The sequence below is a fragment of the Kitasatospora sp. NPDC059827 genome, assembly GCF_042731675.1.
Lineage (GTDB): Bacteria > Actinomycetota > Actinomycetes > Streptomycetales > Streptomycetaceae > Kitasatospora.
In genome coordinates, this window is the sequence record NZ_JBHWIV010000012.1 from 68,629 (window position 1) to 95,610 (window position 26,982).

26 protein-coding genes are annotated in these 26,982 nt (G+C 73.9%); 8 read left to right on the forward strand and 18 right to left on the reverse strand.

Features of this window, described 5'->3' with window-relative positions; genetic code table 11:
* Nucleotides 1-201: 201 nt before the first annotated feature.
* Complete coding sequence (locus ACFV8H_RS10495; protein ID WP_380398272.1) at nucleotides 202-588, forward strand: hypothetical protein; 387 nt, start codon at nucleotides 202-204, stop codon at nucleotides 586-588.
* 13 nt (nucleotides 589-601) lie between these two features.
* Here ACFV8H_RS10495 and ACFV8H_RS10500 read toward each other — a convergent pair whose 3' ends face one another.
* The 11 genes from ACFV8H_RS10500 to ACFV8H_RS10550 all read right to left on the reverse strand — a co-directional run bounded on the left by ACFV8H_RS10500 (nucleotide 602) and on the right by ACFV8H_RS10550 (nucleotide 10,449).
* The gene (locus ACFV8H_RS10500; RefSeq protein ID WP_380398274.1) at nucleotides 602-1,348 is read right to left on the reverse strand and encodes a sirohydrochlorin chelatase; all 747 of its coding nucleotides are present in this window, start codon (nucleotides 1,346-1,348) and stop codon (nucleotides 602-604) included.
* Between the two features lie 11 nt (nucleotides 1,349-1,359).
* Entirely contained in the window at nucleotides 1,360-2,277 is a 918-nt protein-coding gene (locus ACFV8H_RS10505; protein ID WP_375890136.1) for an ABC transporter permease, read from the reverse strand.
* Nucleotides 2,264-3,067 (reverse strand): ABC transporter ATP-binding protein, encoded by an 804-nt coding sequence (locus tag ACFV8H_RS10510; RefSeq protein ID WP_380398276.1) that lies wholly within the window; start codon nucleotides 3,065-3,067, stop codon nucleotides 2,264-2,266. Before ACFV8H_RS10510 ends, ACFV8H_RS10505 begins: the two co-directional genes overlap by 14 nt.
* 165 nt (nucleotides 3,068-3,232) lie before the next feature.
* Entirely contained in the window at nucleotides 3,233-4,402 is a 1,170-nt protein-coding gene (locus ACFV8H_RS10515; protein ID WP_380398278.1) for an aliphatic sulfonate ABC transporter substrate-binding protein, read from the reverse strand.
* 240 nt (nucleotides 4,403-4,642) lie between these two features.
* Nucleotides 4,643-5,980 carry a sulfate adenylyltransferase subunit 1 gene (locus ACFV8H_RS10520; RefSeq protein WP_380398280.1) on the reverse strand — a complete coding sequence of 446 codons (1,338 nt, stop codon included), beginning with the start codon at nucleotides 5,978-5,980 and terminating at the stop codon, nucleotides 4,643-4,645.
* Nucleotides 5,980-6,936 carry a sulfate adenylyltransferase subunit CysD gene (gene cysD / locus ACFV8H_RS10525; RefSeq protein WP_380398282.1) on the reverse strand — a complete coding sequence of 319 codons (957 nt, stop codon included), beginning with the start codon at nucleotides 6,934-6,936 and terminating at the stop codon, nucleotides 5,980-5,982. The genes ACFV8H_RS10520 and cysD overlap by 1 nt, the downstream gene beginning before the upstream one ends.
* Entirely contained in the window at nucleotides 6,933-7,529 is a 597-nt protein-coding gene (gene cysC, locus ACFV8H_RS10530; protein ID WP_380398284.1) for an adenylyl-sulfate kinase, read from the reverse strand. The genes cysD and cysC overlap by 4 nt, the downstream gene beginning before the upstream one ends.
* A gap of 51 nt (nucleotides 7,530-7,580) precedes the next feature.
* A complete protein-coding gene (locus tag ACFV8H_RS10535) occupies nucleotides 7,581-8,285 on the reverse strand; it encodes a phosphoadenylyl-sulfate reductase (RefSeq protein WP_380398286.1) in 705 nt (234 codons plus the stop codon).
* Nucleotides 8,263-8,445 (reverse strand): hypothetical protein, encoded by a 183-nt coding sequence (locus ACFV8H_RS10540; protein ID WP_380398288.1) that lies wholly within the window; start codon nucleotides 8,443-8,445, stop codon nucleotides 8,263-8,265. The genes ACFV8H_RS10535 and ACFV8H_RS10540 overlap by 23 nt, the downstream gene beginning before the upstream one ends.
* Nucleotides 8,442-10,166 (reverse strand): nitrite/sulfite reductase, encoded by a 1,725-nt coding sequence (locus tag ACFV8H_RS10545; protein ID WP_380398290.1) that lies wholly within the window; start codon nucleotides 10,164-10,166, stop codon nucleotides 8,442-8,444. The genes ACFV8H_RS10540 and ACFV8H_RS10545 overlap by 4 nt, the downstream gene beginning before the upstream one ends.
* Nucleotides 10,167-10,365: 199 nt before the next feature.
* Nucleotides 10,366-10,449 carry a putative leader peptide gene (locus ACFV8H_RS10550; RefSeq protein ID WP_310593185.1) on the reverse strand — a complete coding sequence of 28 codons (84 nt, stop codon included), beginning with the start codon at nucleotides 10,447-10,449 and terminating at the stop codon, nucleotides 10,366-10,368.
* 259 nt (nucleotides 10,450-10,708) lie between these two features.
* On the opposite strand from ACFV8H_RS10550, the gene ACFV8H_RS10555 reads away from it, so the two are divergent.
* Nucleotides 10,709-12,067 (forward strand): YihY/virulence factor BrkB family protein, encoded by a 1,359-nt coding sequence (locus ACFV8H_RS10555; protein WP_380398292.1) that lies wholly within the window; start codon nucleotides 10,709-10,711, stop codon nucleotides 12,065-12,067.
* Nucleotides 12,068-12,343: 276 nt separating this feature from the next.
* On the opposite strand, the gene ACFV8H_RS10560 is transcribed toward ACFV8H_RS10555, so the two are convergent.
* On the reverse strand, nucleotides 12,344-14,191 hold the full coding sequence (locus ACFV8H_RS10560) for an FtsW/RodA/SpoVE family cell cycle protein (RefSeq protein ID WP_380398294.1): 1,848 nt from the start codon (nucleotides 14,189-14,191) through the stop codon (nucleotides 12,344-12,346).
* 263 nt (nucleotides 14,192-14,454) lie between these two features.
* On the opposite strand from ACFV8H_RS10560, the gene ACFV8H_RS10565 reads away from it, so the two are divergent.
* The 4 genes from ACFV8H_RS10565 (at nucleotide 14,455) to ACFV8H_RS10580 (ending at nucleotide 19,373) form a co-directional block, all read left to right on the forward strand.
* Entirely contained in the window at nucleotides 14,455-15,486 is a 1,032-nt protein-coding gene (locus ACFV8H_RS10565) for a cytochrome c oxidase assembly protein (RefSeq protein WP_380398296.1), read from the forward strand.
* A gap of 355 nt (nucleotides 15,487-15,841) precedes the next feature.
* The gene (gene rsgA, locus ACFV8H_RS10570; protein ID WP_380398298.1) at nucleotides 15,842-16,963 is read left to right on the forward strand and encodes a ribosome small subunit-dependent GTPase A; all 1,122 of its coding nucleotides are present in this window, start codon (nucleotides 15,842-15,844) and stop codon (nucleotides 16,961-16,963) included.
* Nucleotides 16,964-17,235: 272 nt separating this feature from the next.
* Nucleotides 17,236-18,867: a DNA-3-methyladenine glycosylase 2 family protein gene (locus tag ACFV8H_RS10575; protein WP_380398300.1), complete on the forward strand. Its 1,632-nt coding sequence runs from the start codon at nucleotides 17,236-17,238 to the stop codon at nucleotides 18,865-18,867.
* Entirely contained in the window at nucleotides 18,864-19,373 is a 510-nt protein-coding gene (locus ACFV8H_RS10580) for a methylated-DNA--[protein]-cysteine S-methyltransferase (protein WP_380398302.1), read from the forward strand. Before ACFV8H_RS10575 ends, ACFV8H_RS10580 begins: the two co-directional genes overlap by 4 nt.
* Nucleotides 19,374-19,439: 66 nt before the next feature.
* On the opposite strand, the gene ACFV8H_RS10585 is transcribed toward ACFV8H_RS10580, so the two are convergent.
* The gene (locus ACFV8H_RS10585) at nucleotides 19,440-19,949 is read right to left on the reverse strand and encodes a GNAT family N-acetyltransferase (protein WP_380398304.1); all 510 of its coding nucleotides are present in this window, start codon (nucleotides 19,947-19,949) and stop codon (nucleotides 19,440-19,442) included.
* Between the two features lie 44 nt (nucleotides 19,950-19,993).
* The gene (locus ACFV8H_RS10590) at nucleotides 19,994-20,512 is read right to left on the reverse strand and encodes a MarR family winged helix-turn-helix transcriptional regulator (protein WP_380398306.1); all 519 of its coding nucleotides are present in this window, start codon (nucleotides 20,510-20,512) and stop codon (nucleotides 19,994-19,996) included.
* A 144-nt stretch (nucleotides 20,513-20,656) separates the two neighbouring features.
* Here ACFV8H_RS10590 and ACFV8H_RS10595 point away from each other — a divergent pair, with 144 nt between their 5' ends.
* A complete protein-coding gene (locus tag ACFV8H_RS10595) occupies nucleotides 20,657-22,255 on the forward strand; it encodes an MFS transporter (RefSeq protein WP_380398308.1) in 1,599 nt (532 codons plus the stop codon).
* Here ACFV8H_RS10595 and pth read toward each other — a convergent pair.
* From pth to ACFV8H_RS10615, 4 genes are all read right to left on the reverse strand, one after another.
* Nucleotides 22,242-22,826, reverse strand: coding sequence for an aminoacyl-tRNA hydrolase (pth, locus tag ACFV8H_RS10600; protein WP_380398310.1), 585 nt, complete (start codon nucleotides 22,824-22,826; stop codon nucleotides 22,242-22,244). The genes ACFV8H_RS10595 and pth overlap by 14 nt on opposite strands.
* Nucleotides 22,827-23,000: 174 nt before the next feature.
* A complete protein-coding gene (locus ACFV8H_RS10605) occupies nucleotides 23,001-23,633 on the reverse strand; it encodes a DUF305 domain-containing protein (RefSeq protein ID WP_380398423.1) in 633 nt (210 codons plus the stop codon).
* A gap of 122 nt (nucleotides 23,634-23,755) precedes the next feature.
* Nucleotides 23,756-24,418 (reverse strand): DUF3105 domain-containing protein, encoded by a 663-nt coding sequence (locus tag ACFV8H_RS10610; protein ID WP_375890169.1) that lies wholly within the window; start codon nucleotides 24,416-24,418, stop codon nucleotides 23,756-23,758.
* Nucleotides 24,419-24,518: 100 nt separating this feature from the next.
* Nucleotides 24,519-25,058 (reverse strand): hypothetical protein, encoded by a 540-nt coding sequence (locus tag ACFV8H_RS10615; protein ID WP_380398312.1) that lies wholly within the window; start codon nucleotides 25,056-25,058, stop codon nucleotides 24,519-24,521.
* Between the two features lie 327 nt (nucleotides 25,059-25,385).
* On the opposite strand from ACFV8H_RS10615, the gene ACFV8H_RS10620 reads away from it, so the two are divergent.
* Entirely contained in the window at nucleotides 25,386-26,900 is a 1,515-nt protein-coding gene (locus ACFV8H_RS10620) for a hypothetical protein (protein WP_380398314.1), read from the forward strand.
* Nucleotides 26,901-26,982: the final 82 nt, after the last annotated feature.

Here is a 26,982-nt window from a genome sequence, read left to right on the forward strand (position 1 = left end):
CCCCGCCCTCACCCGCACCCCCCGCCCCGGGCCCCGCCCCCCCCCCCCCCCGCGCCCCCCCCGCCCCCGCCCCCGCCCCGCCCTCGGTGCTGCCGCGAGCCGTCACCCGCCCGAGTGGGTGCGACTGGCCCGGCGTGCGGGCCGCTGGCACGCTGCGGCCCAGGAGACGGGAGAGGCCCGGTGGCTCGATGGGAGTGGTGGATGGCCGACGAGCCGGAGCTCGAAGCGATCGCCGAGTACGACGGGACGCGCGAACTGGCCGGGGGTCAGGTCATGGGCGCCGAGCCGTCGGCCCCGGAGCCGGCGATGATCACCACCTGGCTGCGGCTGCCGAAACCGGTGATGGACGAGGTACGACGACGGGCGCAGGAGCGGGAGACCGAGCCGGGCGTCCTCCTCCGGGAATGGGTCGAAGCCGCCGTCGTGGACCCGGGCGGGACCGTGCCACTGAGCGTGATCACCGCCGCCGTCGCGCGTTACCAGCAGGAGCGTGCGGCCCGGACCGGTCGGCACTTCGAGCGGGCGCGGCACTGGGAAGCCGTCGAGATCGCCGCGTACGTGCACCGGGCGGAGGAGGAGGCGCGCTGAGCCGGACTCCGGCTCAGGCGCTCAGCGCCGGGACCGTTGCCGCCGCCCGGCGGGCCCGGTCGTAGCGTTCCAGCAGCAGTGCGGCCAGCTCCGGGGCGGCGCCGAGGACGTCGGCGACCAGGTCCGCGCCCGCCGCAGCCGCCGCGATGCGGTCCGGCAGCAGGCCCGGGGCCAGCAGGTACGGGGCGACGGCGGTCCGCTCGGCGCCGGCCGCGCGCAGGGCGGCGAGGGCGTCGGGCACGCGCGGGCCCGCCGCCGAGGCGTACGCGACCTCGACGGCGGCCCAGCCGCGGGTGCGGCGCCACTCGGCGGCGGCCCGGCGGGTGGCCGCGTCGGCGGCCGGGTCGGAGGAGCCGGCCGCGGCCAGCACCACACCCGTACGGGCGCGGACCGCCGCCGAGCCGACGTCGAGCCCGGCCCCGGCCAGCCGGCGGTCCAGGGCGGCGAGCAGCAGCGGGGAGGGGCCCAGCACGTCCGCGACCGGCAGGCCCGCGCCGGTGGCGCGCAGCGCGGCGGGGATGTCGTGCTTGGCGTGGAAGGCCCGGTTGAGCAGCAGCGGGACGGCCACCGCGTCCGCCGCCCGCCCGAACCGGCCGGACCGCCCGACCAGTTGGGGGATCCGCGGCGCGCAGTGGTCCAGGTAGGCGGTGGCGACCTCCAGGGCGGGCCGCTGGGCCCGCACCTCCCGGACCAGCGCGGCCACGGTCGCGGCGTGCCGCGGGTCGCGGCTGCCGTGGGCGATGAGCAGGAGGGCGGGCACCGGCGGCCGCCTCACTTGCCGGAGGCCAGCAGGCCGCGGTTGCGCAGCACCCGGCGTTCGACCGGGGTGAAGACGAGCAGTTCGATGGCGATGCCGACGAACAGGATCAGGATGATGCCGAGCAGCACCCCGGACATGTCGGAGAACTCGCGCTGGTCCTCCAGGAACCGGCCCAGGCCCCGGCCGAGGTCGGGGGAGGAGGCGACGAGCTCGGCGGCCATCAGGGAGCGCCAGGAGAACGCCCAGCCCTGCTTGAGGCCGGCCAGGTAGCCGGGCAGCGCGGCGGGGATGAGCACGTGGCGGGCGCCGGTCAGGCCGGTGGCGCCGAGGGTGCGCCCGGCCCGCAGGAACAGCGGCGGGACCTGGTCGATGCCGGCCACCAGCCCGTTGGCGATGGACGGGACGGCGCCGAGCAGGATCACCGCGTACATCATCTGGTCGTTGATGCCGAGCCAGATGACGGCGGCCGGCACCCAGGCGACCGAGGGCAGCGACTGGAGGCCCTGGAGGACCGGGCCGATCGCGGTGCGCACCGGCCTGACCCGGGCGACGACCAGGCCGATCGGGGTGCCGATGACGACGGCGAGCAGGAAGCCCGACAGGCCGCGCCAGACGCTGGTCCAGATGATCGAGAACAGCGTGCCCTGGTACCAGAGGTCCTGGAGGGAGTGCCACACGTCGGTGGGGCTGGGCAGCTTGTACGAGGAGGTGAGGTGCAGGCTGTACGCGCCCTGCCACAGCGCCAGCACCACCAGCACGCCGATCAGCGGCGGCAGGGCCTTGCCGCGCAGCACCTCGCCGAGCGAGCTGCGCCGGGCGGTGACGGAGTCGAGGGCGTCCAGGCCGGCGCCGACGTCGGCGCTGTCGGAGACGCTGTCGGAGACGGGGTTCTTGTCCAGGACGACGGGAGCGGTGTCAGTGCTGGCCATGGCGACGGATCTCCCCACGCAGTTCTTCGGTGATCTCGATGGACAGGTCGGCGACGCCGGAGGACTCGATGCGGCGCGGCTGCGGCAGGTCGATCCGCCACTCCCGGGCGACCCGGCCGGGGCGGGAGGAGAGCAGTACGACGCGCTGGGCCAGCCGGACGGCCTCGCGCACGTTGTGGGTGACGAACAGGACGGACAGCTGCCGCTCGGCCCAGATCCGGGTGATCTCGTCGTGCAGGACGTCCCGGGTGATGGCGTCGAGGGCCGCGAACGGCTCGTCCATCAGCAGCACCTTGCTGCCCTGGGCGAGGGCGCGGGCCATCGCGACGCGCTGGCGCATGCCGCCGGACAGCTCGTGCACCCGCTTGCCGTACGCGCCGTTCAGGCGGACGAGTTCGAGCAGGCGCTCGGCCTCGGCCCGGCGTTCGGGGCGGGGGACGCCGGCCAGCTTGAGGGCCAGTTCGATGTTCTTCCCGGCGGTGAGCCAGGGGAACAGGGCGTGTTCCTGGAACATCAGGGCGGGGCGGCCGCCGGACACCTCGATGCTGCCGCGGGTGGGCGCGTCGAGGCCGGCGACCAGGTTGAGCAGGGTGGACTTGCCGCAGCCCGAGGCGCCGAGCAGGGTGACGAACTCGCCGGGCGCGACGTCGAGGGTGATGTCGTCCAGCACGTGGGTGGCGGAGCCCGGGCGGCCGAAGGACTTGTGCACGTGCGAGATCCGGACGGCGGGCGTGCCGCCGGTGGCGTCGGCGCCGGGGGCGTCCGCCGAGGTGGTCAGTGCCGGGGTCATCCGGGCACCTCCTGCGTGAGTGGTCTGGCGGGTCTGGCGAGGCTGGCGGGGCTGGCGGGGGCTGCGGAGCGGGAGGCCGGGTCCGGCCCCGCCCGGCCCGGTGGGCATCGATCGGGGATCGACCGGGCGGGCGGGGGCCGGACCGCGGAGCTGCGGGGCGCCGGGCTACTTGGCGCCGAGTTCGGCGTCCGCCACGGGCGCCTGGCCCTTGGCCGCGAGGACCTTGTTCAGCAGGGTGAGGTCGTAGATGCCGTTCAGGTTGGGCTTCTTGAGGAGCCCGGCGGTGACGGCGTGGTCGGCCTCGGCCTGGAGGGTGTTCGCCAGCGGGTCGTCCAGGAAGTCGATGTCGGACCAGGCCGGGTCGAGGACGGCCGGCTCCAGCGCGTTGCCGGCCTCCTTCTTGATCGCCTCGTTGGCGTCGGCCTTGGCCTTGTCGGGGTTGGCCTTGATGAAGGCGTTGGTGTTCACCGAGCCGCGCAGCACGGCCTCCACCACGTCCGGGTGCTCCTTGAGGAACTTCTGCGAGACGATGATGTTGGTGATCACGAACTTCTTGTCCGGCCAGACGTCCTTCTCGTTGAGCAGGACCTTCGCGCCGAGGGTGACCAGCTTGGAGGCGGTGGGCTCGGGCACCCAGGCGCCGTCGATGGAGCCCTGCCGGTAGGCGTCGGGGGTGACCTTGTTGTCGGTGCGCACCACCGAGACGTCGCCCGCGCCGGACGCCGCGTCGACCTTGTAGCCCTTGCCGGCCAGGTAGTTGAGCAGCGCCACGTCCTGGGTGTTGCCCAGCTGCGGGGTGGCGATCTTCTTGCCCTTGAGGTCGTCCAGCGAGCCGATCTTCTCGGGGTTGACCACCAGCTTGACCCCGCCGGAGGCCGAACCGCCGATGATCTTCAAGGACTTGCCGTCGGACTTGGTGTAGCCGTTGATCGCCGGGGAGGGGCCGATCCAGCCGATGTCGATCGATCCGGCGTTGAGCGCCTCGATCTCCGCCGGGCCCGCGTTGAAGACCTGGGTCTTCACCTGGGTGGCGCCCAACTCCTTCTGGAATATGCCTTCCTGGAGTCCGACCAGCGGGGTGCCGTGGGTCAGGTTGGCGAAGTAGCCGATCTTCACCGTGTCCGCGGTGAGCTTGGGGCCGGACGCCGAGCTCCCCACGGTGGCCGCGGTGTCGGCCTTGGTGTCGGCCTTGGAGCCGTAGCTGCAGGCCGACAGCAGGGCGACGGCGGTCAGGCCGGCGGCGGCGGCCGCGGCCGTGCGTCTGATCCGGCCGGCGTTGGGGCGGGCGGGCCGATCGGAGGGGGTGCGGTGCGAGGGTGCCTGGTGCGGTGCCATGGTGGGTCCTGTTCGCGGACGGACCGTCAGGAAGCGGTCCCGGGCGGACGGTGGGAAGGTGGCGCTTGCGGCAGGGGGTGTGCCGGGCAAGCCGGGCGGCCGTGGGGAGCGGCCCGGTGACGGGGCGTTCTCAGCCCCGTCGGCCCGCACATCGGGTCAAGCCGCCCTGGCCGCTGCCGAGGACGCCGCTGCCGATGCGGCCGCCTTCCTTGTCCATGCCCGAGAACGCCTCGCTGGGCATCAGACCCAGTCCTCCTCTTCGGGCGCGCCGGGCGCGCCGTCGGTGCGTACGGTGGCGAAGGCCTCGCCCGCCATGCCGGCGGTGAGGGTGGTGCCGTCGGCCGGGTCGATCAGCAGGAACGAGCCGGTGCGGCGGTTGTCGGTGTAGTCGTCGAGGGCCAGCGGCTCGGCGGTGCGCAGCTTCACGTGGCCGATGTCGTTGACGTTCAACCCCTCGGCGCCGGAGCGCTGTTCGAGGCTGTCGATGTCGATCCGGTAGGTGATCTCCTTGACGAGGGCGCGCACGGTGCGGGTGGTGTGCTTGAGCAGCACCTTGTCCCCGGCGCGCAGCGGCCGCTCGTTGAGGTGGCTGACGGTGGCCTCGATGTCCTTGGTGGGGGCGGGGGAGGCCCCGGCGGTGATGAGGTCGCCGCGGGAGACGTCGAGGTCGTCGGTGAGGCGGACGGTGACCGACTGCGGGGCCCAGGCCAGGTCGGCGGGGCGGCCGAGCGCGTCGATGGCGGCGACGGTGGTGGTGTGGCCGGAGGGCAGCACGGTGACGGGGTCGCCGACGCGCAGCACGCCGGAGGCCAGCTGGCCCGCGTAGCCGCGGTAGTCGGGGTGCTCCTCGGTCTGCGGGCGGATCACGTACTGGACGGGGAAGCGGGCGGGCTCCGCGCTGGGGTCGCTGCCGACCGGGACGGTCTCCAGGTGCTCCAGCAGGGTCGGGCCGCCGTACCAGTCCATGTGCGCGGACGGCTCGACGACGTTGTCCCCGGCGAGGGCGGAGATCGGGACGGCCAGCACGTCCTTGACCCCGAGCGAGGCGGCGTAGGCGGTGAACTCGGCGGCGATCGCGGCGAACACCGGCTCGGCGTAGTCGACCAGGTCCATCTTGTTGACGGCCAGCACCACGTGCGGCACCCGCAGCAGGGCGGCGACGGCGGCGTGCCGGCGGGTCTGCTCGACGACGCCGTTGCGGGCGTCGACCAGGACGACGGCGAGTTCGGCGGTGGAGGCGCCGGTCACCATGTTGCGGGTGTACTGCACGTGCCCGGGGGTGTCGGCGAGGATGAACCGGCGCCGGGGGGTGGCGAAGTAGCGGTAGGCGACGTCGATGGTGATGCCCTGCTCGCGTTCGGCCCGCAGGCCGTCGGTGAGCAGCGCGAGGTCGGGTGCCTCCTGGCCGCGGCTGCGGGAGGCGTGTTCGACGGCCTCCAGCTGGTCGGCGAGCACCGACTTGGAGTCGTGCAGCAGGCGGCCGACCAGGGTGGACTTGCCGTCGTCGACGGAGCCGGCGGTGGCGAAGCGCAGCAGGGAGGTGGCGCTGGTCCCGACGGTCGTGCTGGTGGTGCTCATTAGAAGTACCCCTCGCGCTTGCGGTCTTCCATCGCGGCCTCGGACAGCTTGTCGTCGGCGCGGGTGGCGCCGCGCTCGGTGAGGCGGCTGGCGGCGATCTCGGCGATCACGGCCTCGATGGTGGTGGCGTCGGAGTCGACGGCGCCGGTGCAGGACATGTCGCCGACGGTGCGGTAGCGCACCAGGCGCCGCTCGACGGGCTCGCTGTCCTTGGGGCCGCCCCACTCGCCGGCGGTGAGCCACATGCCGCTGCGGGAGAAGACGTCCCGCTCGTGGGCGTAGTAGATCTCGGGCAGTTCGATGCCCTCGCGCTCGATGTACTGCCAGACGTCCAGCTCGGTCCAGTTGGACAGCGGGAAGACGCGGACGTGCTCGCCGACGGCGTGCCGGCCGTTGTAGAGCGACCACAGCTCGGGGCGCTGGCGGCGCGGGTCCCAGGCGCCGAACTCGTCGCGCAGGGAGAAGACGCGCTCCTTGGCGCGGGCCTTCTCCTCGTCGCGGCGGCCGCCGCCGAACACCGCGTCGAAACGGTTGCTCTCGATGGCGTCGAGCAGCGGCACGGTCTGCAGCGGGTTGCGGGTGCCGTCCGGGCGCTCGCGCAGCCGGCCGTCGTCGATGAAGTCCTGGACATGGGCGACGTGCAGGCGCAGGTTGTGCTCGGCGACGGTCCGGTCGCGGTAGGCGAGGACCTCGGGGAAGTTGTGGCCGGTGTCGACGTGCAGGAGGGAGAAGGGCACGGCGGCCGGTGCGAAGGCCTTGAGCGCCAGGTGCAGCATCAGGATGGAGTCCTTGCCGCCGGAGAACAGGATCACCGGGCGCTCGAACTCCCCCGCGACCTCGCGGAAGATGTGCACCGACTCGGCCTCCAGCGCGTCCAGGTGGGACAGCGCGAAGGGCCCCCCTGAATCCTGGCCGGCGTCCTGGGTGCGGACCGGGCTGTCGGTCGCGGTGGTCATGCGAGACCCCTCTCGGTCAGGAAGGCGTGCAGCTCGGCGGCGGACTCGGCGACCTCGCGGCCCTGCGTCTGCAGGCGCAACTCCGGTGCGGCCGGGGCCTCGTACGGGTCGTCGACGCCGGTCAGGCCGGAGATCTCCCCGGTGGCCTGCTTGGCGTACAGGCCCTTGACGTCCCGTTCGGCGCACAGCTCGACCGGGGTGGCGACGTGGATCTCCAGGAACTCGGTGCCGGCCGCGGCGTGCCGCTCGCGCACCGCGGTGCGGGAGTCGGCGAACGGGGCGATCACCGGGGCGAGCACCTTGACGCCGTTGGCGGCGAGCTTCTCGGCGACGAAGCCGATCCGGGTGACATTGGTGTGCCGGTCCTCGCGGGAGAAGCCGAGGCCCTTGGAGAGGAACTCGCGGATCTCGTCGCCGTCCAGCACCTCGACCTTGTGGCCCTCGGCGCGCAGCCGCCCGGCCAGCGCGAAGGCCAGGGTGGTCTTGCCCGCGCTCGGCAGCCCGGTCAGCCACACGGTGGCGCCGCGCTCGCAGGGGGCGGCCGCGGGGGCCGCCTCTGCGGCTCCGTCGGCGGCCGGGGTGTGAGCTGTCACGGTTCGTTCCTTACACGGTAGTTGACGAGCAGTCAGGGAGGGCTCGGGGGCTCAGAGGTGGATGCCGCACTCGGTCTTGCCGGAGCCGGACCAGCGGCCGGCCCGGGCGTCCTCGCCCTCGCCCGGCTTGCGGGTGCAGGACAGCGGCGAGCAGCCGATGGACGGGTAGCCCTCCCACAGCAGCGGGTTGAGCAGCACGCCGTTCGCGGCGACGTAGGCGTCCACGTCCTGCTGCGTCCAGCGGGCGATCGGGGCGATCTTGACCTTGCGGCGCTTCGGGTCCCAGGAGACCACCGGCGTGTTCGCCCGGGTCGGGGACTCGTCGCGGCGCAGCCCGGTGGCCCACGCGTCGTAGCCGGCCAGGCCGCGGTTGAGCGGCTCGACCTTGCGCAGCGCGCAGCACAGGTCCGGGTCGCGGTCGTGCAGCCGCGGCCCGTGCTCGGCGTCCTGCTCGGCGACCGTCCGCAGCGGGGTGAGCGTGATGACGTTGACCGGCATGGTCGCGGCGACCGCGTCCCTGGTCCCGATGGTCTCCGGGAAGTGGTAGCCGGTGTCCAGGAACACCACGTCCACCCCGGGGAACACCGAGGACGCGAGGTGGGCGACCACCGCGTCCTCCATCGAGGAGGTGACGCAGAACCGCTCGCGGAAGGTGTCGGCGGCCCAGCGCAGCACCTCCTGCGGGGTGGCCTCCTCCAGCTCGCGGCCGGCCCGGACGGCGAGCTCCTCGTGGTCAGTCGTGGCGCGGTTGGTCATGCGACGCACCCCCGTTGGTCGGTGACAGCAGGCCGAGGAACTTCAACTGGAAGGCGCGGCGGCAGCCGTGGCACTCCCAGGCGCCGTGGCCGGCCTCGGACGGGCGCAGGTCCTCGTCCCCGCAGTACGGGCAGAAGAACGGCGCGGCTCTCTCACTCACGACAGCTGCTCCTCGGTGGCGCGGGCCGTCCACTGGGCGAAGCGCTCGCCCTCGGTGCGGTCGGCCTGGTAGCGGGTCAGCACGCGCTCGACGTAGTCGGGCAGGCCGGCGCTGGTGACCTTGAGGCCGCGGACCTTGCGGCCGAAGCCGGCCTCCAGGCCGAGCGCGCCGCCCAGGTGGACCTGGTAGCCCTCGACCTGGTCGCCGTGCTCGTCGGTGACCAGCTGGCCCTTGAGGCCGATGTCGGCGACCTGGATCCGGGCGCAGGCGTTCGGGCAGCCGTTGATGTTGATGGTCAGCGGCTCGGCGAACTCCGGCAGGCGCTGCTCCAGTTCGTCGATCAGGGTGCGCCCGCGCTCCTTGGTCTCGACGATGGCGAGCTTGCAGTACTCGATGCCGGTGCAGGCCATGGTGCCGCGGCGGAACGGCGAGGGGGTGACCCGCAGGTCGAGCTCCTCCAGGCCGGCCACCACCGAGTCGACGTGCTCCTCGGCGATGTCGAGGACCAGCATCTTCTGCTCGGCGGTGGTGCGCAGCCGGTCGCTGCCGTGGGCGGCGGCGAGGTCGGCGATCCGGCCGAGCAGCTTGCCGTCGACCCGGCCGACGCGCGGGGCGAAGCCGATGTAGTAGCGGCCGTCCTGCTGCCGGTGCACGCCGACGTGGTCGCGCCAGCGGGCGGCGGGCTCGGCGGGCGCGGGCCCGTCGACCAGGCGGTACTCCAGGTACTCGTCCTCCAGGACCTGACGGAACTTCTCCACGCCCCAGTCGGCGACCAGGAACTTGAGCCGGGCGCGGTTGCGCAGGCGCCGGTAGCCGTAGTCGCGGAAGATGCCGATCACACCGCCGTAGACGTCGGCGACCTCGTCCAGCGGGACCCAGGCGCCCAGGCGCACGCCGAGCTTGGGGTTGGTGGACAGGCCGCCGCCGACCCACAGGTCGAAGCCGGGCCCGTGCTCGGGGTGGACCACGCCGACGAAGGCGACGTCGTTGATCTCGTGGGCGACGTCCAGCTGCGGGGAGCCGGAGACCGCGCTCTTGAACTTGCGCGGCAGGTTGGAGAAGTCCTTGTTGCCGATGAAGCGGCGCTGGATCTCCTCGATGGCCGAGGTGCCGTCGATGATCTCGTCCTCGGCGATGCCGGCCACCGGCGAGCCGAGGATGACGCGCGGGGTGTCGCCGCAGGCCTCGGTGGTGGACAGGCCGACGGCCTCCAGCTTCTGCCAGATCGCCGGGACGTCCTCGATCCGGATCCAGTGGTACTGGATGTTCTGCCGGTCGGTCAGGTCGGCGGTGCCCCGGGCGTACTGCTCGGAGACCTCGGCGACCGCGCGCAGCTGGGCGACAGTCAGCCGACCGCCGTCGATGCGCACCCGGAGCATGAAGTACTCGGCGTCCAGCTCGTGCGGGTCCAGGATCGCGGTCTTGCCGCCGTCGATGCCCTCCTTGCGCTGGGTGTAGAGCCCCCACCAGCGCATCCGGCCGCGCAGGTCGGCGGGGTCGATCGAGTCGAAGCCCCGGTGCGCGTAGATCGTCTCAATACGTGTCCGCACATTGAGACCGTCGTCGTCCTTCTTGAACTGCTCGTTGGCGTTCAGCGGGGTGAAGTGCCCCATGCCCCACTGGCCCTCGCCGCGGTGGCGGGTCACCTTGCGAGCCGCGGCGGGGCGGGGCGCGACCGGGCGGTCGGCCGTGGGCTCGGCAGTCTCGGGAGAGGTGGCCATGGTGAAGTCCTTCTGGGCAGGTGGCGCTGGCGCCGGGTGGGTCGCGGGGCGTGCTCGGCCGTGCGATCGCTGCTGTGACCTGCGGGTTTCTCAGGGCCGGGAGAGCAGCTGACCGGGCCGGGCGGGCGCCTGCGCATCCGCTCGTGCGGGGATGGCGGGGTGGACGGCGCCGGGTGCGGTGGTGCGGCGGGGTGGGAGCTCAGGTCACCGGACAGATGGCGCTGGACACGCGAAGGAGATCGACGTGGAGTCGACCTACTAGGGTGGTTCCGGCGCTAGGCATGGCAAGAGATTCGCACGGCGCGGGACTCGCGGTCCACTAACATCCGAATACTGGACTCCGGAGTTTCGACATCTGGGACGCCCGGGCGTTCCCGCCGCTCCCGGCCGGGCCTCCTGACGGGCGGTCGGACCGCGCTCCCGTACGGCGGCTGACGCGGCGGTGCGCACGTGCCCGGACGGCGGCCCGCACGGCCGGGGCGCACGCGCCCGCACCCCGGGGGAGATCAACCGGAGCGACCCGGCCCGATACCGTTAGCCCTGTGCAAGCAGCAGGCGATACGAGCAGACCGAACCCCGAACGGCCCTCCCGGCGCCGGGGCAAGGGCTCCCGGCGCGCGGCCAAACAGGGCCTGTGGCGCCGCACGGCGTGGGACTTGGTCAAGGACACCACCAACACCTGCGTCGAGTACCGGGTCACCGGCCTCGCCGCCGAGGCGGCCTTCTTCACCCTGCTGTCCATCCCGCCGCTGCTGCTCGGCCTCGCCGCCACCCTCGGCTACCTCGACGGGTTCCTCGGCGCGGGCACCATCGAGCGGCTCAAGCACGACATCGTCTCGGCCTCCGGAACGGTCCTGTCCGACTCCTCCGTCAACGAGGTCGTCAAACCGCTGCTCAGCCAGGTCTTCGACCAGGCCCGGCCCGACCTGATCTCGATCGGCTTCCTGCTGTCGCTGTGGTCCGGCTCCAGGGCCCTCTACATCTTCATCGACACCATCACCGTCATGTACGGGCTGGACGGCAAGCGCGGCATCGTCAAGACCCGGCTGCTGTCGCTCGGCCTCTACCTCGGCGCCCTGGTGATCGGCTCACTGGTGCTGCCGCTGCTGATGGCCGGGCCCGGACTGGTCGAGAACGCCGTCCCCGGCGCCGCCGGGCTCGTCGGCGCCGCCTACTGGCCGGTCGCCATCCTGCTGCTGATCGTCTCCCTCACCACCCTCTACCACCTGGCCGTGCCGGTCTCCACGCCCTGGCGCGAGGACATCCCCGGCGCGCTGGTCGCCCTGGTGGTCCTCGTCTTCTGCAGCGTCGGCCTGCGGCTCTACCTGGTCAGCTCGGTCGAGGGCCCCTCGGTGTACGGCTCGCTGGCCGCGCCGGTGGCCGTCCTGCTGTGGATCTTCGTGGTGGCCCTCGCCGTACTCATCGGCGCCGCCATGAACGCCGCCATAGACCGCCGCTGGCCCACCCTGGAGACCGCCGACGCCCGCGCCGAGAACGAGCGCGCCCACGAGGAGGCGGCCGCCGCGGTGGTCCGCGAGGTCGCCGCCCGCCGGGCCGTCGAACGGGCCCGGCGCGCCCGCGAACTCGGCCTGGCCGAGGGCGTCGAGGAGGAGTGGGGCGAGGAGGACGGCGACGACGTCGACGTGCCCGCCGAGTACCCCGAGCGGTGGGCCGACGTGCTGGCCGCCGACAACGTGCGCGCGCGGCTCACCGCCCGGCCCGGGCCGCACCACCGGCCCTCCCCGCCGCCGCCGGACAGCGACCGGCCGGCCGGGCCGCCGCCGGAGCGGCCGGGGGCGGGGCCGGGGGCCGGTGCGGGGCCGGGTGCGGGGTCGGGGCCCGGGCAGCAGGTGCCGGGGTACCCGCCCAGGCCGCCTCGGCCGCCGTGGGAGCAGCGGTAGCGGCCCGGTAGTGGCGGCGGTCGCGGGTGGTCGCGGTGGCGGCTTCGTACGGGCAGGGCCTCCCTCGCGGGTGCGGGGGAGGCCCTTTGCGTTGCCGGTCGCGTTGTCGGTTGCATTGTCGGCGGTCGGCCGGTCGGTGTTCGACTTGTGTACGAATCGTGCCGAGGGCGGTCCGGGTCGATCGGCGGGGGCCTGCGGCACCTTGACGGGACCTTGACGGCTGGTCGGCTGGGTGTGCCGGCGGGTGCCGGTGGGTGCCGGTGGGTGCCGGTGGGGTCAGCCGATCGTCGGGTTCTGCGGGTACGGGGGCTGCTGCGGGTGGCCGTAGCCGTGGGTGGACTGCTCGTTGATCGGCGGGTAGCCGTACGACGCCTGCGCTCCGCCGTGCTGCGGGCCGCCGTGTTGTGGGCCGCCGAACTGCGGACCGCCGTACTGGGGGGCGCCGGGCAGCGTTCCGCCGTGCTGCGGTCCGTCGGGCCGGGGCGCGCCGGGCGCGTGGCCGAAGGAGGGGCGCAGCTCGGTGGGGGCGCCCGGGTCCGAGTGGCCGGGGCCGGGCGGTGCGGACGACGCCGACGACGCCGACGACGGGCCCGCCGGGTCGGGGCCGGTGCCCGGCAGCGGGTCCAGGCCCGCGGCCAGCGGTTCGCCCGCCCCCAGGGTCCGGCCCGGGGTGGCGGAGGCCGGGGTGCCGGCCGCCGCCCGATCGGCCGGGACGGCCTGCGCCGGGAGCGGCTCCGGGCTGGTCGGGGCCGGGTCCATGGCGGTGCGCCCCGAGGAGTCGCTCAGCTTGATCAGCAGGGCGACCATCAGCCAGTTCGCCAGCAGGGAGGAACCGCCGGCCGCCAGGAAGGGCAACGCCTTGCCGGTCAGCGGGACCAGCCCGCTCACGCCGCCGACCACCACGAACACCTGCAGCGCGAGGGCCGCCGACAGGCCGGTGGCCAGCAGCTTGCCGAACGGGTCGGTCAGGCCGACCGCGGTGCGCAGCCCGCGCTGGATCAGCAGCACGTACACCAGCAGGATCGCGGTCACCCCGGCCAGGCCCAGTTCCTCGCCGATGGTGGTGAAGATGAAGTCGCTGCGCCCGGCGAAGCCGATCAGCCACGGCCGGCCGGAGCCCAGGCCGGTCCCGGTCATGTGTCCGGTGCCGAGGCTGAACAGCGCCTCGGCGGGCTGTGCGGAGATCGCCTGGTTGTTGACCGGGGGGAAGTAGTCGAGCGGGTGCAGCCAGGCCTCGACGCGTCCGTGCACGTGCGGCTCCACGGTGCCGACCACGGCCGCGCCGCCGACCGCCATCAGCAGGCCGAGAACCACCCAGCTGGTGCGCTCGGTCGCCACGTACAGCATCACGACGAAGACGCCGAAGAAGATCAGCGAGGTGCCCAGGTCGCGTTCGAAGATCAGCACCATCAGGCTGACCGCCCAGATCGCCAGCACCGGACCGGCGTGCCGCCCGCGCGGGAGGGTCATCCCCCAGACCTTCCGCCCGGCCAGTGCCAGGGCGTCCCGGGAGGCCATCAGGTAGCCCGCGAAGAAGATCGTGATCGCGACCTTCACGAACTCGTCCGGCTCGAAGGAGGGCAGCCCGGGGAGCTTGATCCAGCGCTTGGCGCCGAAGCTGTCGGTCGGCGAGAAGATCGGCGCGGTCAGCAGGATCAGCGCGCCCGCCATCAGCACGTAGACGTAGCGCTGGAAGAAGCGGTGGTGCTTGACGAAGACGATCAGCGCGAGCGCCGCCGCCACCGCGATGAACGTCCACATCAGCTGGCCCGGCGCGGCCGGGAGCTTCTGGTAGTCGCCCTTGGCGGCGTGCGCGGCCTTGTAGCTGAAGTCCAGCCGGTCCAGCAGCACCAGCCCGAAGCCGGTCAGGAACACGCCCAGCGGCAGGATCAGCGGGTCCGCGTACGGCGCGAACCGGCGCACCGCCAGGTGCGCCACCGCGACCAGCGCGCCGAGGGACAGACCGTGGACGAGGAGCCCGGGCGGCAGCTTGTCGGTCATCGCCAGCGAGGCGTCGATGTGTCCGGCCAGGCAGACGGCCACCGCGAGCGCCAGCAGGCCCAGCTCGATGTTGCGGTGGCGCGCGGCCAGCCGCCGGCCCTCGCCGCGTGCAGTGCTTTGCACCTCTTGTCGTCCCCTTGCTGTCACCCACGTGGCCGGTATCGCCGACGGTGCATCCTGCCAGACGGGAGCGGGCTCGCGCCGGTTGCGCCTCCGGGGTCGCCATGGGCAGAACTTTGCCTGGGCAAAGCTTTGTTCGGCTTTGGCAAAGCTTTGTTCAGGTCCGGGTATAGAGGTGGGCCCCGGCTGCGGCGGACGGCGTCGGGAAGGCCATCATGGCCGGGCGCCGCGGCCCCCGCGGCGGTAGGGATGAGGTGGGCGGACGGATGAACGGCGCGGTGGACGGCGCGTTGGGCGGCGTGTTGGCCGACGGGGCCCGGGTGCTCGCGTACAGCGGACCGCCCGCGTGGCAGTGGTCCGACCTGGCCACCTCCTGGACCTTCGAACCGGTGGTGCTCGCCCTGTCGCTGCTGCTCGGCGGCTGGTACCTGGCCGCGGTGCGCACCGCGAACCGCGGCGACGGCGCCCGCTGGCAGCCCACCCGCACCGCGGCCTTCCTCGGCGGGCTGCTGCTGTGGATCTGGTGCACCTGCTCCGGCCTCGGGGTGTACGAGCGCGTCCTGTTCACCGACCGGGCCGTGCAGGTCGTGCTGCTGCTCATGGTCGTCCCGCTGCTGCTCGCGCTCGGCGCCCCCGTCTCGCTGCTGGTCCGGTCCTCGCCGGAGCACCGGCGGGAGCGGATCCTGCGGGCGCTGCGCAGCCGGCCCTCCAAGGTGCTGATGTTCCCCGCAGTCTCCACCGCGCTGCTGATGGCGCCGCCGTGGCTCCTCTACTTCACGCCCTGGTACGAGTGGTCGGTCTCCAGCGGCGTCGGCAACCTGGTGCTGCACCTGGCGCTGGTGCTGCTGGGCCTCGCCTACTTCTGGCCGCGGCTGCAGCTCGACCCGGTCGGGCACGAGTACCCGCACCTGGTCGGGCTGTTCATCACCTTCGCCGAGGTGATCTTCGACGCGGGGCTCGGGATCGTGCTGATCTACGGCGGGCACCTCGTCGCCGAGCACTACTACGTGGCGCTCGGGCGGCCCTGGGGGCCGAGCCTGGCGCAGGACCAGACCTGGGGCGGCAACGCCTTCTGGGTGCTGGGCGACCTCGTCGGCCTGCCGTTCCTGGCCGCGCTGGTGCGGCGGATGGTGGTGCAGGGGCGCGAGGAGATCAAGGCCGTGGACGCCGAGCTGGACGCCCGCTTCGAGGCGCAGGCCGCGCAGGACCGGGCGGCGGGGCGGCCGGAGGAGGACGAGGGCGGGATGCGGCCGTGGTGGCTGGACGACCCGAACCTCAAGCACCGCTACGGGGGGTAGCGGCGGGTCCGTGCGTCGTCCGTCGTGCGTCCTCCCCGTTCCGCGCTCCCCGGCACTGCCGGTCGGGCCGGTCGGCCGGGCCAATGTTGGCCCGCTGCACCCCCTCCCCATCGCATTTCCGCAGGTCAAAAATAGGTTGGCCCCAACCGCCCGCCCCGCTAGCGTGTGACACATCGGTTCGGGGGCCATTGGGCCGCCCGAGGAGTAGAGAGCAGGAGGTGAACCCCGTGGTCGTTGTCGCCTCGATAGCTGCCCTGGGCAGCACGCGCGTTCACCTCCTCTTCCCGGCCGCCGGCTGAGCCTTCCGCGCCAGCCGTAGCCCGCCGGGACCATCTCCTCCCGAAGGGCCACTGCGTTGTTCAACGCTGCCTCCACTTCGCTGTTCTCCTCCTCCTTCCCCACCGAGAGTTCCCCGCTGGCCCGCTACGGCTGGACGTCCGAGCTCGACGAGCTCTTCGTTCCACTCGCCGAGGCGGGCTTGCTCCCCGCCCGCATCACCCGGGTCGACCGCGGCCAGTGCGACGCCGTCCTGGCCGACCCGGAGACGGGCGAGCTGCGCACCGTCCGGCTCGACACCCGGCCGGTGGGCGACGCCGACATGATCAACTGCCCCTGCACGGGCGACTGGGCCGCCGTCGACCTGCACGCCCAGCCGATGGCCGCCGTCTCCGCGCTGCTGCCGCGCTCCACCGCGATCATCCGCAAGGTGGCCGGCAAGCGCTCCGACGGCCAGGTGCTGGCGGCCAACGTCGACACCGTACTGATCGCCGCCTCGCTCGCGGCCGATCCCGACCTCGGGCGGATCGAGCGCTTCCTGGCCCTGGCCTGGGAGTCCGGCGCCGAGCCGCTGGTCGTCCTCACCAAGGCCGACCTGGTCGACGACGCCGAGTTCATCCGGGCCGACGTCGAATCCGTCGCACCGGGCGTCACCGTGCTGGTGGTCAGCGCGGAGAGCGGCGAGGGCATCGACGTGCTCCGTGCCTGCGCCCCCGGCACCACGGTGCTGATCGGCCAGTCCGGCGTGGGCAAGTCCACGCTCACCAACGCGCTGGTCGGCGCCGACGTGATGACCGTCCAGGAAGCCCGCGAGGTCGACCAGAAGGGGCGCCACACCACGACCACCCGCGAGCTGATACCGCTGCCCGGCGGGGGTGTGCTCATCGACACCCCCGGGCTGCGCGAGGTCGGCCTCTACGGTGGCGAGGGGGTGGACCTGGCCTTCGCCGACATAGCCGAGCTGGCCGAGGGTTGCCGCTTCCACGACTGCAGCCATCACACCGAGCCCGGCTGCGCGGTCCGCGCGGCGCTGGAGGACGGCACCCTGCCGCAGCGCCGGATGGACAGCTACCTCAAGCTCCAGCGCGAGAACGAGTGGATCGCCTCGCGCACCGACGCCCGGGTCGCCAAGGCCCGGCTGAACAAGTGGAAGGCGATCACCAAGTCGATGCGTGCGGCAGGCGGTCCGGTGAAGCGCTGACCGGACCCGCCCTCGGCGCAACGGTTCAGCAGCTCCATGGCCCAGCGTCCGCCCGGTGAGTCCGGGCGTGACGCCCCGCACTGACCGGTCGGCCGGCGGCCGGCCAGTGCGGGGGCGGGCCGAGGCGGGGCCGGGCGGGGCCGTGCGGGGCCGGGCGGGGTCCGGCGGGGCCGGGCGGGGTCCGGCACGGAGCCGGGCCCGGTGGTGGGTGGGTGGTGGGTGGTGGAGGCGGGAGGGTGGGGGAGGGGGGAGGGGGGAAGCCCCCAACGGCAATGTCCGATTTCCGCCAGTCACCCCTCGTCCGATCCCGCAAACTGGACAACGTGATCGACGACGACATTCGGTACCGAGCCGTGGACAGCCGCGACGCCCGCTTCGACGGCGTCTTCTTCACAGCGGTCACCTCCACCGGCATCTACTGCCGGCCGAGCTGCCCCGCCGTGACCCCCAAACGTGCCAACTGCCGCTTCTACCCCAGCGCCGCGGCCGCCCAGGGCGCAGGCTTCCGCGCCTGCCGCCGCTGCCGCCCGGACTCGGTGCCGGGCTCCCCGGAGTGGAACCACCGCGCCGACCTGGTCGGCCGCGCGATGCGCCTGATCGGCGACGGCGTGGTGGACCGCGAGGGCGTCGCGGGCCTGGCCGACCGCCTCGGCTACAGCGCCCGGCAGCTCCAGCGCCAGCTCACCGCCGAGCTCGGCGCCGGCCCGATCGCGCTGGCCCGGGCCCGCCGCGCCCAGACCGCCCGGCTGCTCCTGCAGACCACCGAACTCCCCGTCACCGACATCGCGTTCGCGGCCGGCTTCGCCTCCGTCCGCCAGTTCAACGACACCGTGCGCGAGGTCTACGACCGCACCCCCAGTGGCCTGCGCGCCGAGGTGGTGTCCGGCCGCCGCACGGCGACCCCGGCCGGCGGGCTCACCCTGCGCCTGGCCTACCGCGGCGCGCTGGACAGCGACCACCTGATCGACTTCCTGGAGCTGCGCGCCGTCCCCGGCGTGGAGGAGGTGGTACCCGGCGCGCGCCCCGGAGTGCGCACCTACCGGCGCACCCTCGCGCTCCCGTACGGGCACGGCATCGCCGAGGTCGACGGCCTGGCACCGCAGGACCCGCGCACCCGCGGCTGGCTCGACTGCCGCCTGCTGCTCGCCGACCTGCGCGACCTGCCGACCGCCGTCCAGCGCCTGCGCGGCCTGTTCGACCTGGACGCCGACCCGGACACCGTGGACGAGCAGCTCGGCGCCGATCCGGTGCTCGGCCCGCTGGTCCGCGAGCGCCCCGGCCTGCGCTCGCCCGGCCACGTGGAACCGCACGAGCTCGCCGTCCGTGCCGTGCTCGGCCAGCAGATCACCGTCGGCGCCGCCCGTACCCTGGCGGGCCGGCTCGCGGAGAAGTACGGCGCCGCGCTGCCCGAGCCGAGCGGCGGACTGCGGCTGCTCTTCCCCTCGGCGGCGGTGCTGGCCACCGCCGACCCGGAGGACTTCGCGATGCCCGCGGCCCGCCGCCGGGCGCTCACCGGTCTGTGCGCCGCGCTGGCGGAGGGCGTGGTGCGCCTGGACGGCGGCGTCGACCGGGAGGAGGCCGCCGCCCGGCTGCTGGCGCTGCCCGGGATCGGCCCCTGGACGGTCGGCTACCTGCGGATGCGCGCCCTCGCCGACCCCGACGTCTTCCTCCCGACCGACATCGGCGTCAAGCACGGCCTCCTCCGACTCGGCGCCCTGGGCGACGCCAAAGCCGCCGCCCACGCCGCCGAGGCCTGGGCCCCGTGGCGCTCCTACGCCGTCCACCGCCTGTGGGCCGGCCCCGCGAGCACCGACAGCACCAGCACCATCCTCAGCACCAGCACCAGCACCAGCACCAGCACCAGCACCAGCACGAACACCGGAACGGAGAACGACCCGGCATGAGCACCACCGTCTACACCACCATGGAGAGCCCGTTCGGCCCGCTGCTGCTCAGCGGCGTGCTGCCCGAGGACGGCGGCCCCGCGGCCCTGGCCACGGTCACCGCGCCCGGGCAGAAGTACGCGCTGGCCGAGCCCGCCGACGACTGGGAGTACGACCCCGAGGCCCTGGCCGAGCCGGTCGCCCAGCTGACCGCCTACTTCAAGGGCGACCGCACCACCTTCGACTTCCCGCTCGCCCCCGAGGGCACCGAGTTCCGCCGCCGGATCTGGGCCGCGCTGGACGAGATCCCGTACGGCACGACCGTGACCTACGGCCAACTCGCCGAACTGGCCGGGCAGTCGCCGCGGACGGTCCGGGCGGTCGGCGGCGCGGTGGGTGCCAACCCGCTGTTGATCGTGCGCCCCTGCCACCGGGTGCTCGGCGCCGGCGGCGCGCTCACCGGCTTCGCCGCGGGCGTGGACCGCAAGCGCTGGCTGCTGGAGCTGGAGAGCGGCACCCTCTTCTGAGGCACCCGTGCCCGGAGGCCTCAACCTCGCAGGCCTCAACCCCGGAAGCCTCAACCCAGCAGGGCCTCAACCCCGCAGGTCCACCCGCCAGTTGTTGCTGCGCATGAACCGCCCGGGCGGGAACTCGAACTCCGTCTCGCCGAGCAGCGTGAACCCGGCCTTCGCGCAGACCGCGTTGGAGGCGGGGTTGTCCACCGAGGGGAAGGCGTGCAGGAAGCGGTGCGCGGCCTCGCGCCGGGCGGCGGCGACGGCGGCCCGGGTGGCGGTCACGGCGATGCCGCGCCCCTGGTGCTCGGGCAGCACGTTCCACCCCATCTCGTGCACGGTCTCGCCGTCCCAGCTGCGGGTGCCGTAGCCGACCGTGCCGACGGCCTCGCCCCCGGGCAGCAGCACGATCCGGTACATGCAGCCCAGTCCGGACGGGACGAAGTCCAGGTAGCGCCCGTGCCGGACGAGCAGCTGCTCCTCCGTCTCCGGCCCGCCGACGTGCTTCTTCATCTCCGGGGTGTTCACCCGGCGCAGCAGCGCGAGGTCGGTGTCCGTCCAGGGTTCGAGCTGTACCTCGGTGGTGGTCATGCCGGGGACGGTAGCGCCCGCCGGACCCTGTCCACCAGCGGTTTTCACCCGCCCGCGGGCCCCTCGGGGCCGACCGCCCCGGGCTGGGCGAGGGCGCGGGCGAGCCGGTCCAGCGCGGGCAGGGCGTGGACGACGGTCGCGCGGTCGGCCGGGTCGAGGGTGCCGAGGGCGGTGGCGATGCGGCGTTCGTGGGCGTGCTGCCAGTCGTCGAGCTGGAGCCGTCCGGCGGGGGTGAGGGCGATGCGGGCGGTGCGCCGGTCGCCGGGGTCGGCCTGGCGGTCGACGAAGCCGGCTTCCAGGAGCTTGCCGACCAGTCCGCTGACGGTGTTGGGGGCGAGCCGCTGGCGGGCGGCGAGTTCGCCGACCCGGAGCGGGGCGGCGGCGAGCGTCTGGAGGAGTTCGACCTGCGCCATCGGCAGGGACTCCCAGGGGTAGTCGGTGCGGATGCTGCTGCGCAGGGCGCGGCGCAGCCGGGTGACGGTGTCGGTCAGCCGCCGGGCGTGCTCGACCGCCGGGTCGGGGCTTTCGGTGGCGGGGTCGGGAACGTGTGGTGACGACGGCATGGCGGACAGCGTATCGCCTGGTACGGGGCGTTCCCGGGGCGCTGTCCGGTCCTCGGACGCGGGGTGGGCGCCCTGCGAGACGTTTCGTATCGCAGGGCGAGCAACTCGTAGAAAGAACATATCTGCATCCGATATATTCGTGGCATGAACGCCACCGCCTTCACCGCGCGCCTGCTCACCGAGCGGCCCCGGCCCCGCGGCATAGCCGGCTGGCGCCACGCCCACTGGCTGGCCGTCGGCACGGTCTGTCTCGGGGCCTTCCTCGGCCAGCTCGACGCCAGCGTCATCGCCCTGGTCTTCCCCGCCCTCGGCCGCCACTTCGGCGCGGGGTTCGCCGCCGTCGAATGGGTCGCCCTCGCCTACCTGCTCGTCCTGGTCGCCCTGCTGGCGCCGGTCGGCTGGCTGTCCGACCTGGTCGGACGCAAGACCGTGTACATCGGCGGCTTCGCCGTCTTCGGCCTCTCCTCCCTCGGCGCCGGACTCGCCGGCAGCCTGTGGATCCTGGTCGGCTGCCGCGCCGTACAGGCCGTCGGCGCCGCGATGATGCAGGCCAACAGCGTCGCCCTGGTCGCCCGTGGTGTCCCCGAGCACGCGATGCGGCGCGCGCTCGGCATCCAGGCCGCCGCCCAGGGGCTCGGGCTGGCGCTGGGGCCGAGCCTCGGCGGTCTGCTGGTGGAACACGCCTCCTGGCAGTGGGTGTTCTGGGTCAACGTGCCGATCGCGCTGTTCGGCATCGTGGCCGGCTGGTACCTGCTGCCCCGCACCCGGTCCGGGGCCGACGGGCCGACCACCGTCCCCACTGCCGTTCCCACTACCGTGCCCGCGCCCCGAGGTGCTGCACGCCGCACGCCCTCCGAGCCCCGCTTCGACCTGCCCGGCATGCTGCTGCTCACCGGCGCGACCACCTCGCTGCTGCTCGCCCTCTCCACCGCCTCCGGCCTGCCGCTGCCCGGCTGGGCCGTCGGCGTCCTGCTGGTGGCCGCCGCGGTGCTCACCCTGGCGCTGGTGCGTCAGGAGCGGCGGGCGGCCCGGCCGGTCCTGGCACCCGGGCTGGTCAACACCCCGGGTGTGCGGTCCGGGCTGGTGGTCGCGCTGATCGGCTACCTGCTGCTGTTCTGCCCGCTCGTGCTGGGCCCGGTGCTGCTCACCGGCGCGGGCGTCTCGACGGCGGCCGCCGGCCTGGTGGTCACCCTGCTGCCCGCCGCGTTCGCGGTCGCCGCGACGGTCGGCGGCGGGTTGCTGCCCCGGGACTGGTCGGACGTCGCCCGGTGCCGCTCCGGGGCCGGCCTCGCCGCCGCCGGACTGCTGCTGTTCGCCGTGCTGCCCGCCTCGGGCGCGGCGGTGGCGGCCCCGCTGCTGGTGGCCGGCTACGGGCTGGGGCTGCTGCTGCCGGCCAACAACGCCCTGGTGATGCGGGCGGTCCCGGCGGAGTGCTCGGCCGTCGGCGGCGGCATGGTGAACATGGCGCGCAGCCTCGGTACGGCGCTGGGCATGGCGCTGTCGGTCCTCGGTGTCCACCTGGCGGGCGCGGCGTCCGGTGGGCGGACGGTGCTGGTCGCCCTCGCGGCGGTCGCGGTGGCGGCCGTCGCCCTGACCCGCCCGACCGCGCGCCGGGACGGCCCGGACCGAGCGGGCTTCGACCCGCACGGCCCCGACCGGACAGGCCCCGAGCGGACAGGCCCCGAGCGGAGGGGCCCCGACCGGGCGGGCCCCGGCGGCCCGGAGGGCCTCAGGGCGCGCTGATGTTCAGGGCGTCCTGGGCCCGGTTCAGGCCGAGCCGCACCAGCGTCTCCAGGGCGTTCGCGCAGCGCTCCAACACCCCTGGCATCGCGGCCAGTTCCTCGTCCGTGAACTTCTTGAGCACGTAGTCGCCGACGCTCTGTCCCTTCGGCGGGCGGCCGATGCCGAAGCGCAGCCGGATGAAGTCCCGGGTGCCGAGCACGTCGCCCACCGAACGGACCCCGTTGTGCCCGCCCGGCCCGCCGCCGCGCTTCAACTTGCCGGAGCCGTAAGCGAAGTCCAGGTCGTCCTGGACGATCACCAGGTGCTCCACCGGCACCCCGTACCGGCGCATCAGGCCGGACACCGGCCGACCGGACAGGTTGATGAACCACTGCGGCTTGGCCAGCAGCACCCGCCGCCCGTCCAGTTCGATCTCCGCGACCGTGCCGCCGATCCCGCGCCGCCGGAACCGGGCGCCGTGCCGTTCGGCCAGCCGGTCCACGGTCAGGAAGCCCGCGTTGTGCCGGGTCGTCCGGAACCAGGGGCCGGGGTTGCCCAGCCCGACGATCAGCCAGGGCGCTTGAGGGGTCATGCGGGAACTCCAGGTGCTGTGGAACGGCGGACGGCCGGGGCGCGGTGCGGGCCGGTACGGGACCGCCCGCGCGCCCCGGCCGTCCGGGAGAACGGAGGGAACGTGACAACGGGGAACAGCGGGGGATCGGCGGGAACAGAGGGAGCAGAGGGACAGCAGCGGGAACAGCGGGTGTCAGGACGCGGGGACGCCGGGGGCGGCGCCGCGCTCCTTGAGCATGTCGGTCATCAGCTCCACCTCGGAGGTCTGGGCGACCACCATCGACTGGGCGAGCCGCTTCTCGACGTCGTTCTTCGCCATGTCGACGTACCCCTGGGCCATCTCGACGCCGCCCTTGTGGTGCTCGATCATCAGCTGCAGGTAGTACACCTCGGCGTCCCGCCCGCTGAGCGAACGCAGCTTCGCCATCTGGGTGTTGGTGGCCATGCCGGGCATCAGCGAACCGTCGTGGGCCTGGTAGTCGTGGCCCATCCTCATCCACGCCATCGGCTTGGCCGGCGAGTGCTGCGACAGCCCCCACTGGTCGATCCAACCCATCATCATCCCACGCTGGTTGGCCTGGGTGTTGATGATGTCGAAGGCCAGGGTGCGGGTCGGTTCGTCGCCGGTGCGGTCCCGGACGATGAACGACAGGTCGACCGCCTGCTGGTGGTGGGTCGCCATGTCACGGGCGAACCCGGCCTCGGGCGAGTCGTCCGCCGGGACGGCCACCGAGGATGAGCCGGAGGCCGTGGTCGAACCCGCCACCAGGGCCGGCACCCCGAGCGCCAGCGCCACCGCGGCGGCCAGCGCGGCCGGCCACCACATCCGCCGACGGCCCGGCCGACCGGCCGGCTCCGTCGCCCCGGCCCCGGCCCCGGCCGCGTCCGCGACCCCGGCCGGTTCGGCCTCCGCCGCCGGGACGTCCTCGGGGCGGGCCCCCTCGGCGGTCACATCTGCCCCATCGTGCAGGAGGCGCCGGGCTCCTGGGTCTGCTTGCCCTGGACGTACTTGGTGAAGAACTGGCTGACCCGCGGGTCGCTGGCGCTGTCCACGATCAGCTGAGTGCTCCAGGCGTTCAGGGTGATGGTGCCCTGCTCGTCCGGGTACGGGCTCATCAGCGAGTACGGGGTGTTCTTGACCTTGTCGGACAGGGTCTTGATGTCGTCCGGCGTGGCCTTGCCGTTGTACGTCACCCAGACCGCGCCGTGCTCCAGCGAGTGCACGGCGCGCTCGTTCTCGACCGGCTGGTCGTAGACGTGGCCCATGCAGTCCAGCCAGACCGCGTTGTGGTCGCCGCCGACCGGCGGGGTCATCGGGTAGTTGACCTTCTCCTTGACGTGGTTGCGGCTCAGGTCGCCGAAGGTCTTCACGCCCGGGATGTCCGCGTTGGCGGCGGCCACGCGGTCCTTCTTCTTCTGGTTCTGGTCCATGACGAACCAGGTGGCGGTGCCGATCGCACCGACCACCAGCACACCGGCGGCCACCGAGGCGATCACCTTGTTGCGGCGGTCGCGGCGCTGCTCGGCGGCGCGCAGCTCGGCGATCCGGGCGCGGCGATCGACGTTGCCCTTGGCACCGGGCTTGTTGGACTGCTTGGAGGCGGAACCCATGATGGTCGTCCTTGTCCCCGCCGCGCACGGCTGTGGCGGCGGTCGGCTGTAGTGGGGGAGGGGCGGACCCGCCGACGGGAGCGTCGGCGGTGGGTTCCGCTCAGGACCGGTGGACCTGGAGTTCGTGCAGATCCGGCGCGGGGCGCGGACCGTCCAGCAGACCCGCGGGCACCGCCCGGGGCAGCGCCTCGGGCGTCGGCACGGCCAACGGCAGTACGGCGGGCTGCGGATGCGGCGGCGGGTTGGGCAACTGGGCGTCCTGCGGGCAGAACGGGTGGCTGGAGCAGCCGTTGTTGCGCGGCGGCTGGCCGTCGGCGGTGCACAGGATCCAGTGCTCCTGCGATTCCCCGAACCAGTGGCGGTCGGACGCCCGGACGGCGTCGTGGGCGTCGTGGGCGTCGTGGGCGTGCGGCGCCGGCGTGACGGCGTCCGCCGCGCTCACCAGCGACACGGCGCTCACCAGGGACACGGAGCTCACCGGGGCCGGGCCGGGGCGGACGGGAGCGTCCGCCTTCGCCAGGCCCGAACACGGCAGCGCGGACAACAGCGCGACCAGCAACAGGACCAACAGCACACCCGCCGGGCGGCCCGCCGGTGCGGCCCTCCCCGGTCGGGGCGAGCTCGGGGCCGACGCGGTCATGCGCACATTTAATCAGCCGAACGGGTGAAGCGATGCCCCTCCTCGGACCTCATTTTCGACCGCCAACACCCCCCAATGTCCAGGAAACGCCCTGCTCGGGGCACATCCGGCAAGCAGGGACGGAACGGGAGCGAACGAATCGGTGACACCCGTCCCACCTAGCTGCCCGGACGGCCGTGAACCGGCAGGTGAGCGCGGTGGCCGGGATGATCCGATCGGTGACCGGTTGTCGCCGAAACCCGGACACGGTCGTTGCACTTGGAGACAATGACGCCAGTCCGGCCCCGCCGGGGGCGGCGCGACCACGGACCGACCAGGAGCCGCCAGATGAGCAAGCAGGGTGCACCCGCACAGCCGCCCCGGCCCGACGACGGCTGGTGGGACACCGTCTACGACGGTCCGGCGGGCACCCTCCCCGACACCCCCCACGCCGACCCGGGCGACGGCAGCGTCGACGACTGGTTCGACACGGCGGCCGGACTCATCGGGCCGCAGCGCACCGTTCCGCCGGTGTCGGAGCCCGCGGCGGAAGCTGTGGAGGAGCTTGCGGACGAGCCCCTGGACGAGCCCGTGGACGAGCCCGCGGCCGAACGGGACAGCATCGACGACTGGTTCGACGACGCGCTCGGCGTCATCGAGGGCGCCGGCGGCATCGGGCGCCAGCGCAGCTCGACCGAGACCCAGCAGTCCCCCGAGCCCCCCGCGGCGGCCGACGAGCCCCCCGCAGCGGAGCCCGAGCCCGAGCAGCCGCCCACCCCGCCCACCCCGGTCTCCCTGGAAAAGCCCGTCCCCGAGCTCGCCCCCGCCCCTACCCCTCCCCCCGCCGCAATCCCCGAGCCCGAGCCCGAACCCGTGGCCCCCGTCCCCGTCCCCGCCTCGGTCCCCGACCCGCGCCTCGCCATCCGCACCCCGCTCGCCGAGACCCCTCCCACCGTCCCCCACGTCGGCGAACGCCCCCCGACCTACGGCCCCGAGCCGACCGCCGTACCGGAGGCCGACCCCGACACCCTCGACACCGTCGTGCCGGACACCGCGCTCGAAGGCGCCCAGTACGGGGCAACCGTGCTGCGCGCGGTCTCCGTCCGCGGCGACTCCGCCCGCTACCGCGGCGAGCCGCGCCGGGACAGCCTGCTGGTCACCAGGTTCGGCGACGGCCCCGACGGGCTGCTGCTCGCCGTCCTCGCCGGCTACGAGCGCACCGGCGGCGCCGAGGACGAGTCACTCACCCCACAGGCCGTCGCCGCGGGGACGGGCGAGGCCTGCCGCCAGCTCGCTGCCGCCATCGGACGCAGCCGGACCGGTCTCGCCGCCGACCTGCGCGACGGTGCCCGCGACCGGCTGCGCTACGGCCTCCAGCGCCTGGCCACCGGCGCGGCCGCCCCGCTGCGGTCCCTCGCCCCCCAGGCGGAGGGGGACGACAGCCCGTCCCCGGCCTCGCTGCACTGCCTGCTGATGTCGCTCGACCCGGCGGCCGGCTACCGCGCCGCCTTCGGCGTCGGGCCCGGCGGGCTGTATCTGCTGCGCTCGGGCCACTGGATCGACGCCTACGCGGCCCGGCTGCTCCACCACCCGGACGGCCAGCCGCCCGTCGCGGAGGCCCCCGTGCCGGACCCGCGCCCGTTCCGCTTCCGGCTCGTCCCCGCCACCCCGGGCGACATCCTGCTCCTCTGCACCCCGGGCCTGTCCCGCCCGATCGCCGACGAACCGGCCGTTGCCCACTTCCTCTCCTCCCACTGGGCCCACCCCCACCCCCCGGGCACCGTCGACTTCCTCCGCCAGGTCCAAGTCCGCGCCAAGGGCTACGCCGACGACCGCACCGCCGCCGCCATCTGGACCGAATGACCAAGCCCCATCGCACCAGAAGTCGGCCCGCCCGACTTCCAGCGCAGCCCCCCACGGCGCCCGCCGCCCATCGGGCCGCCCC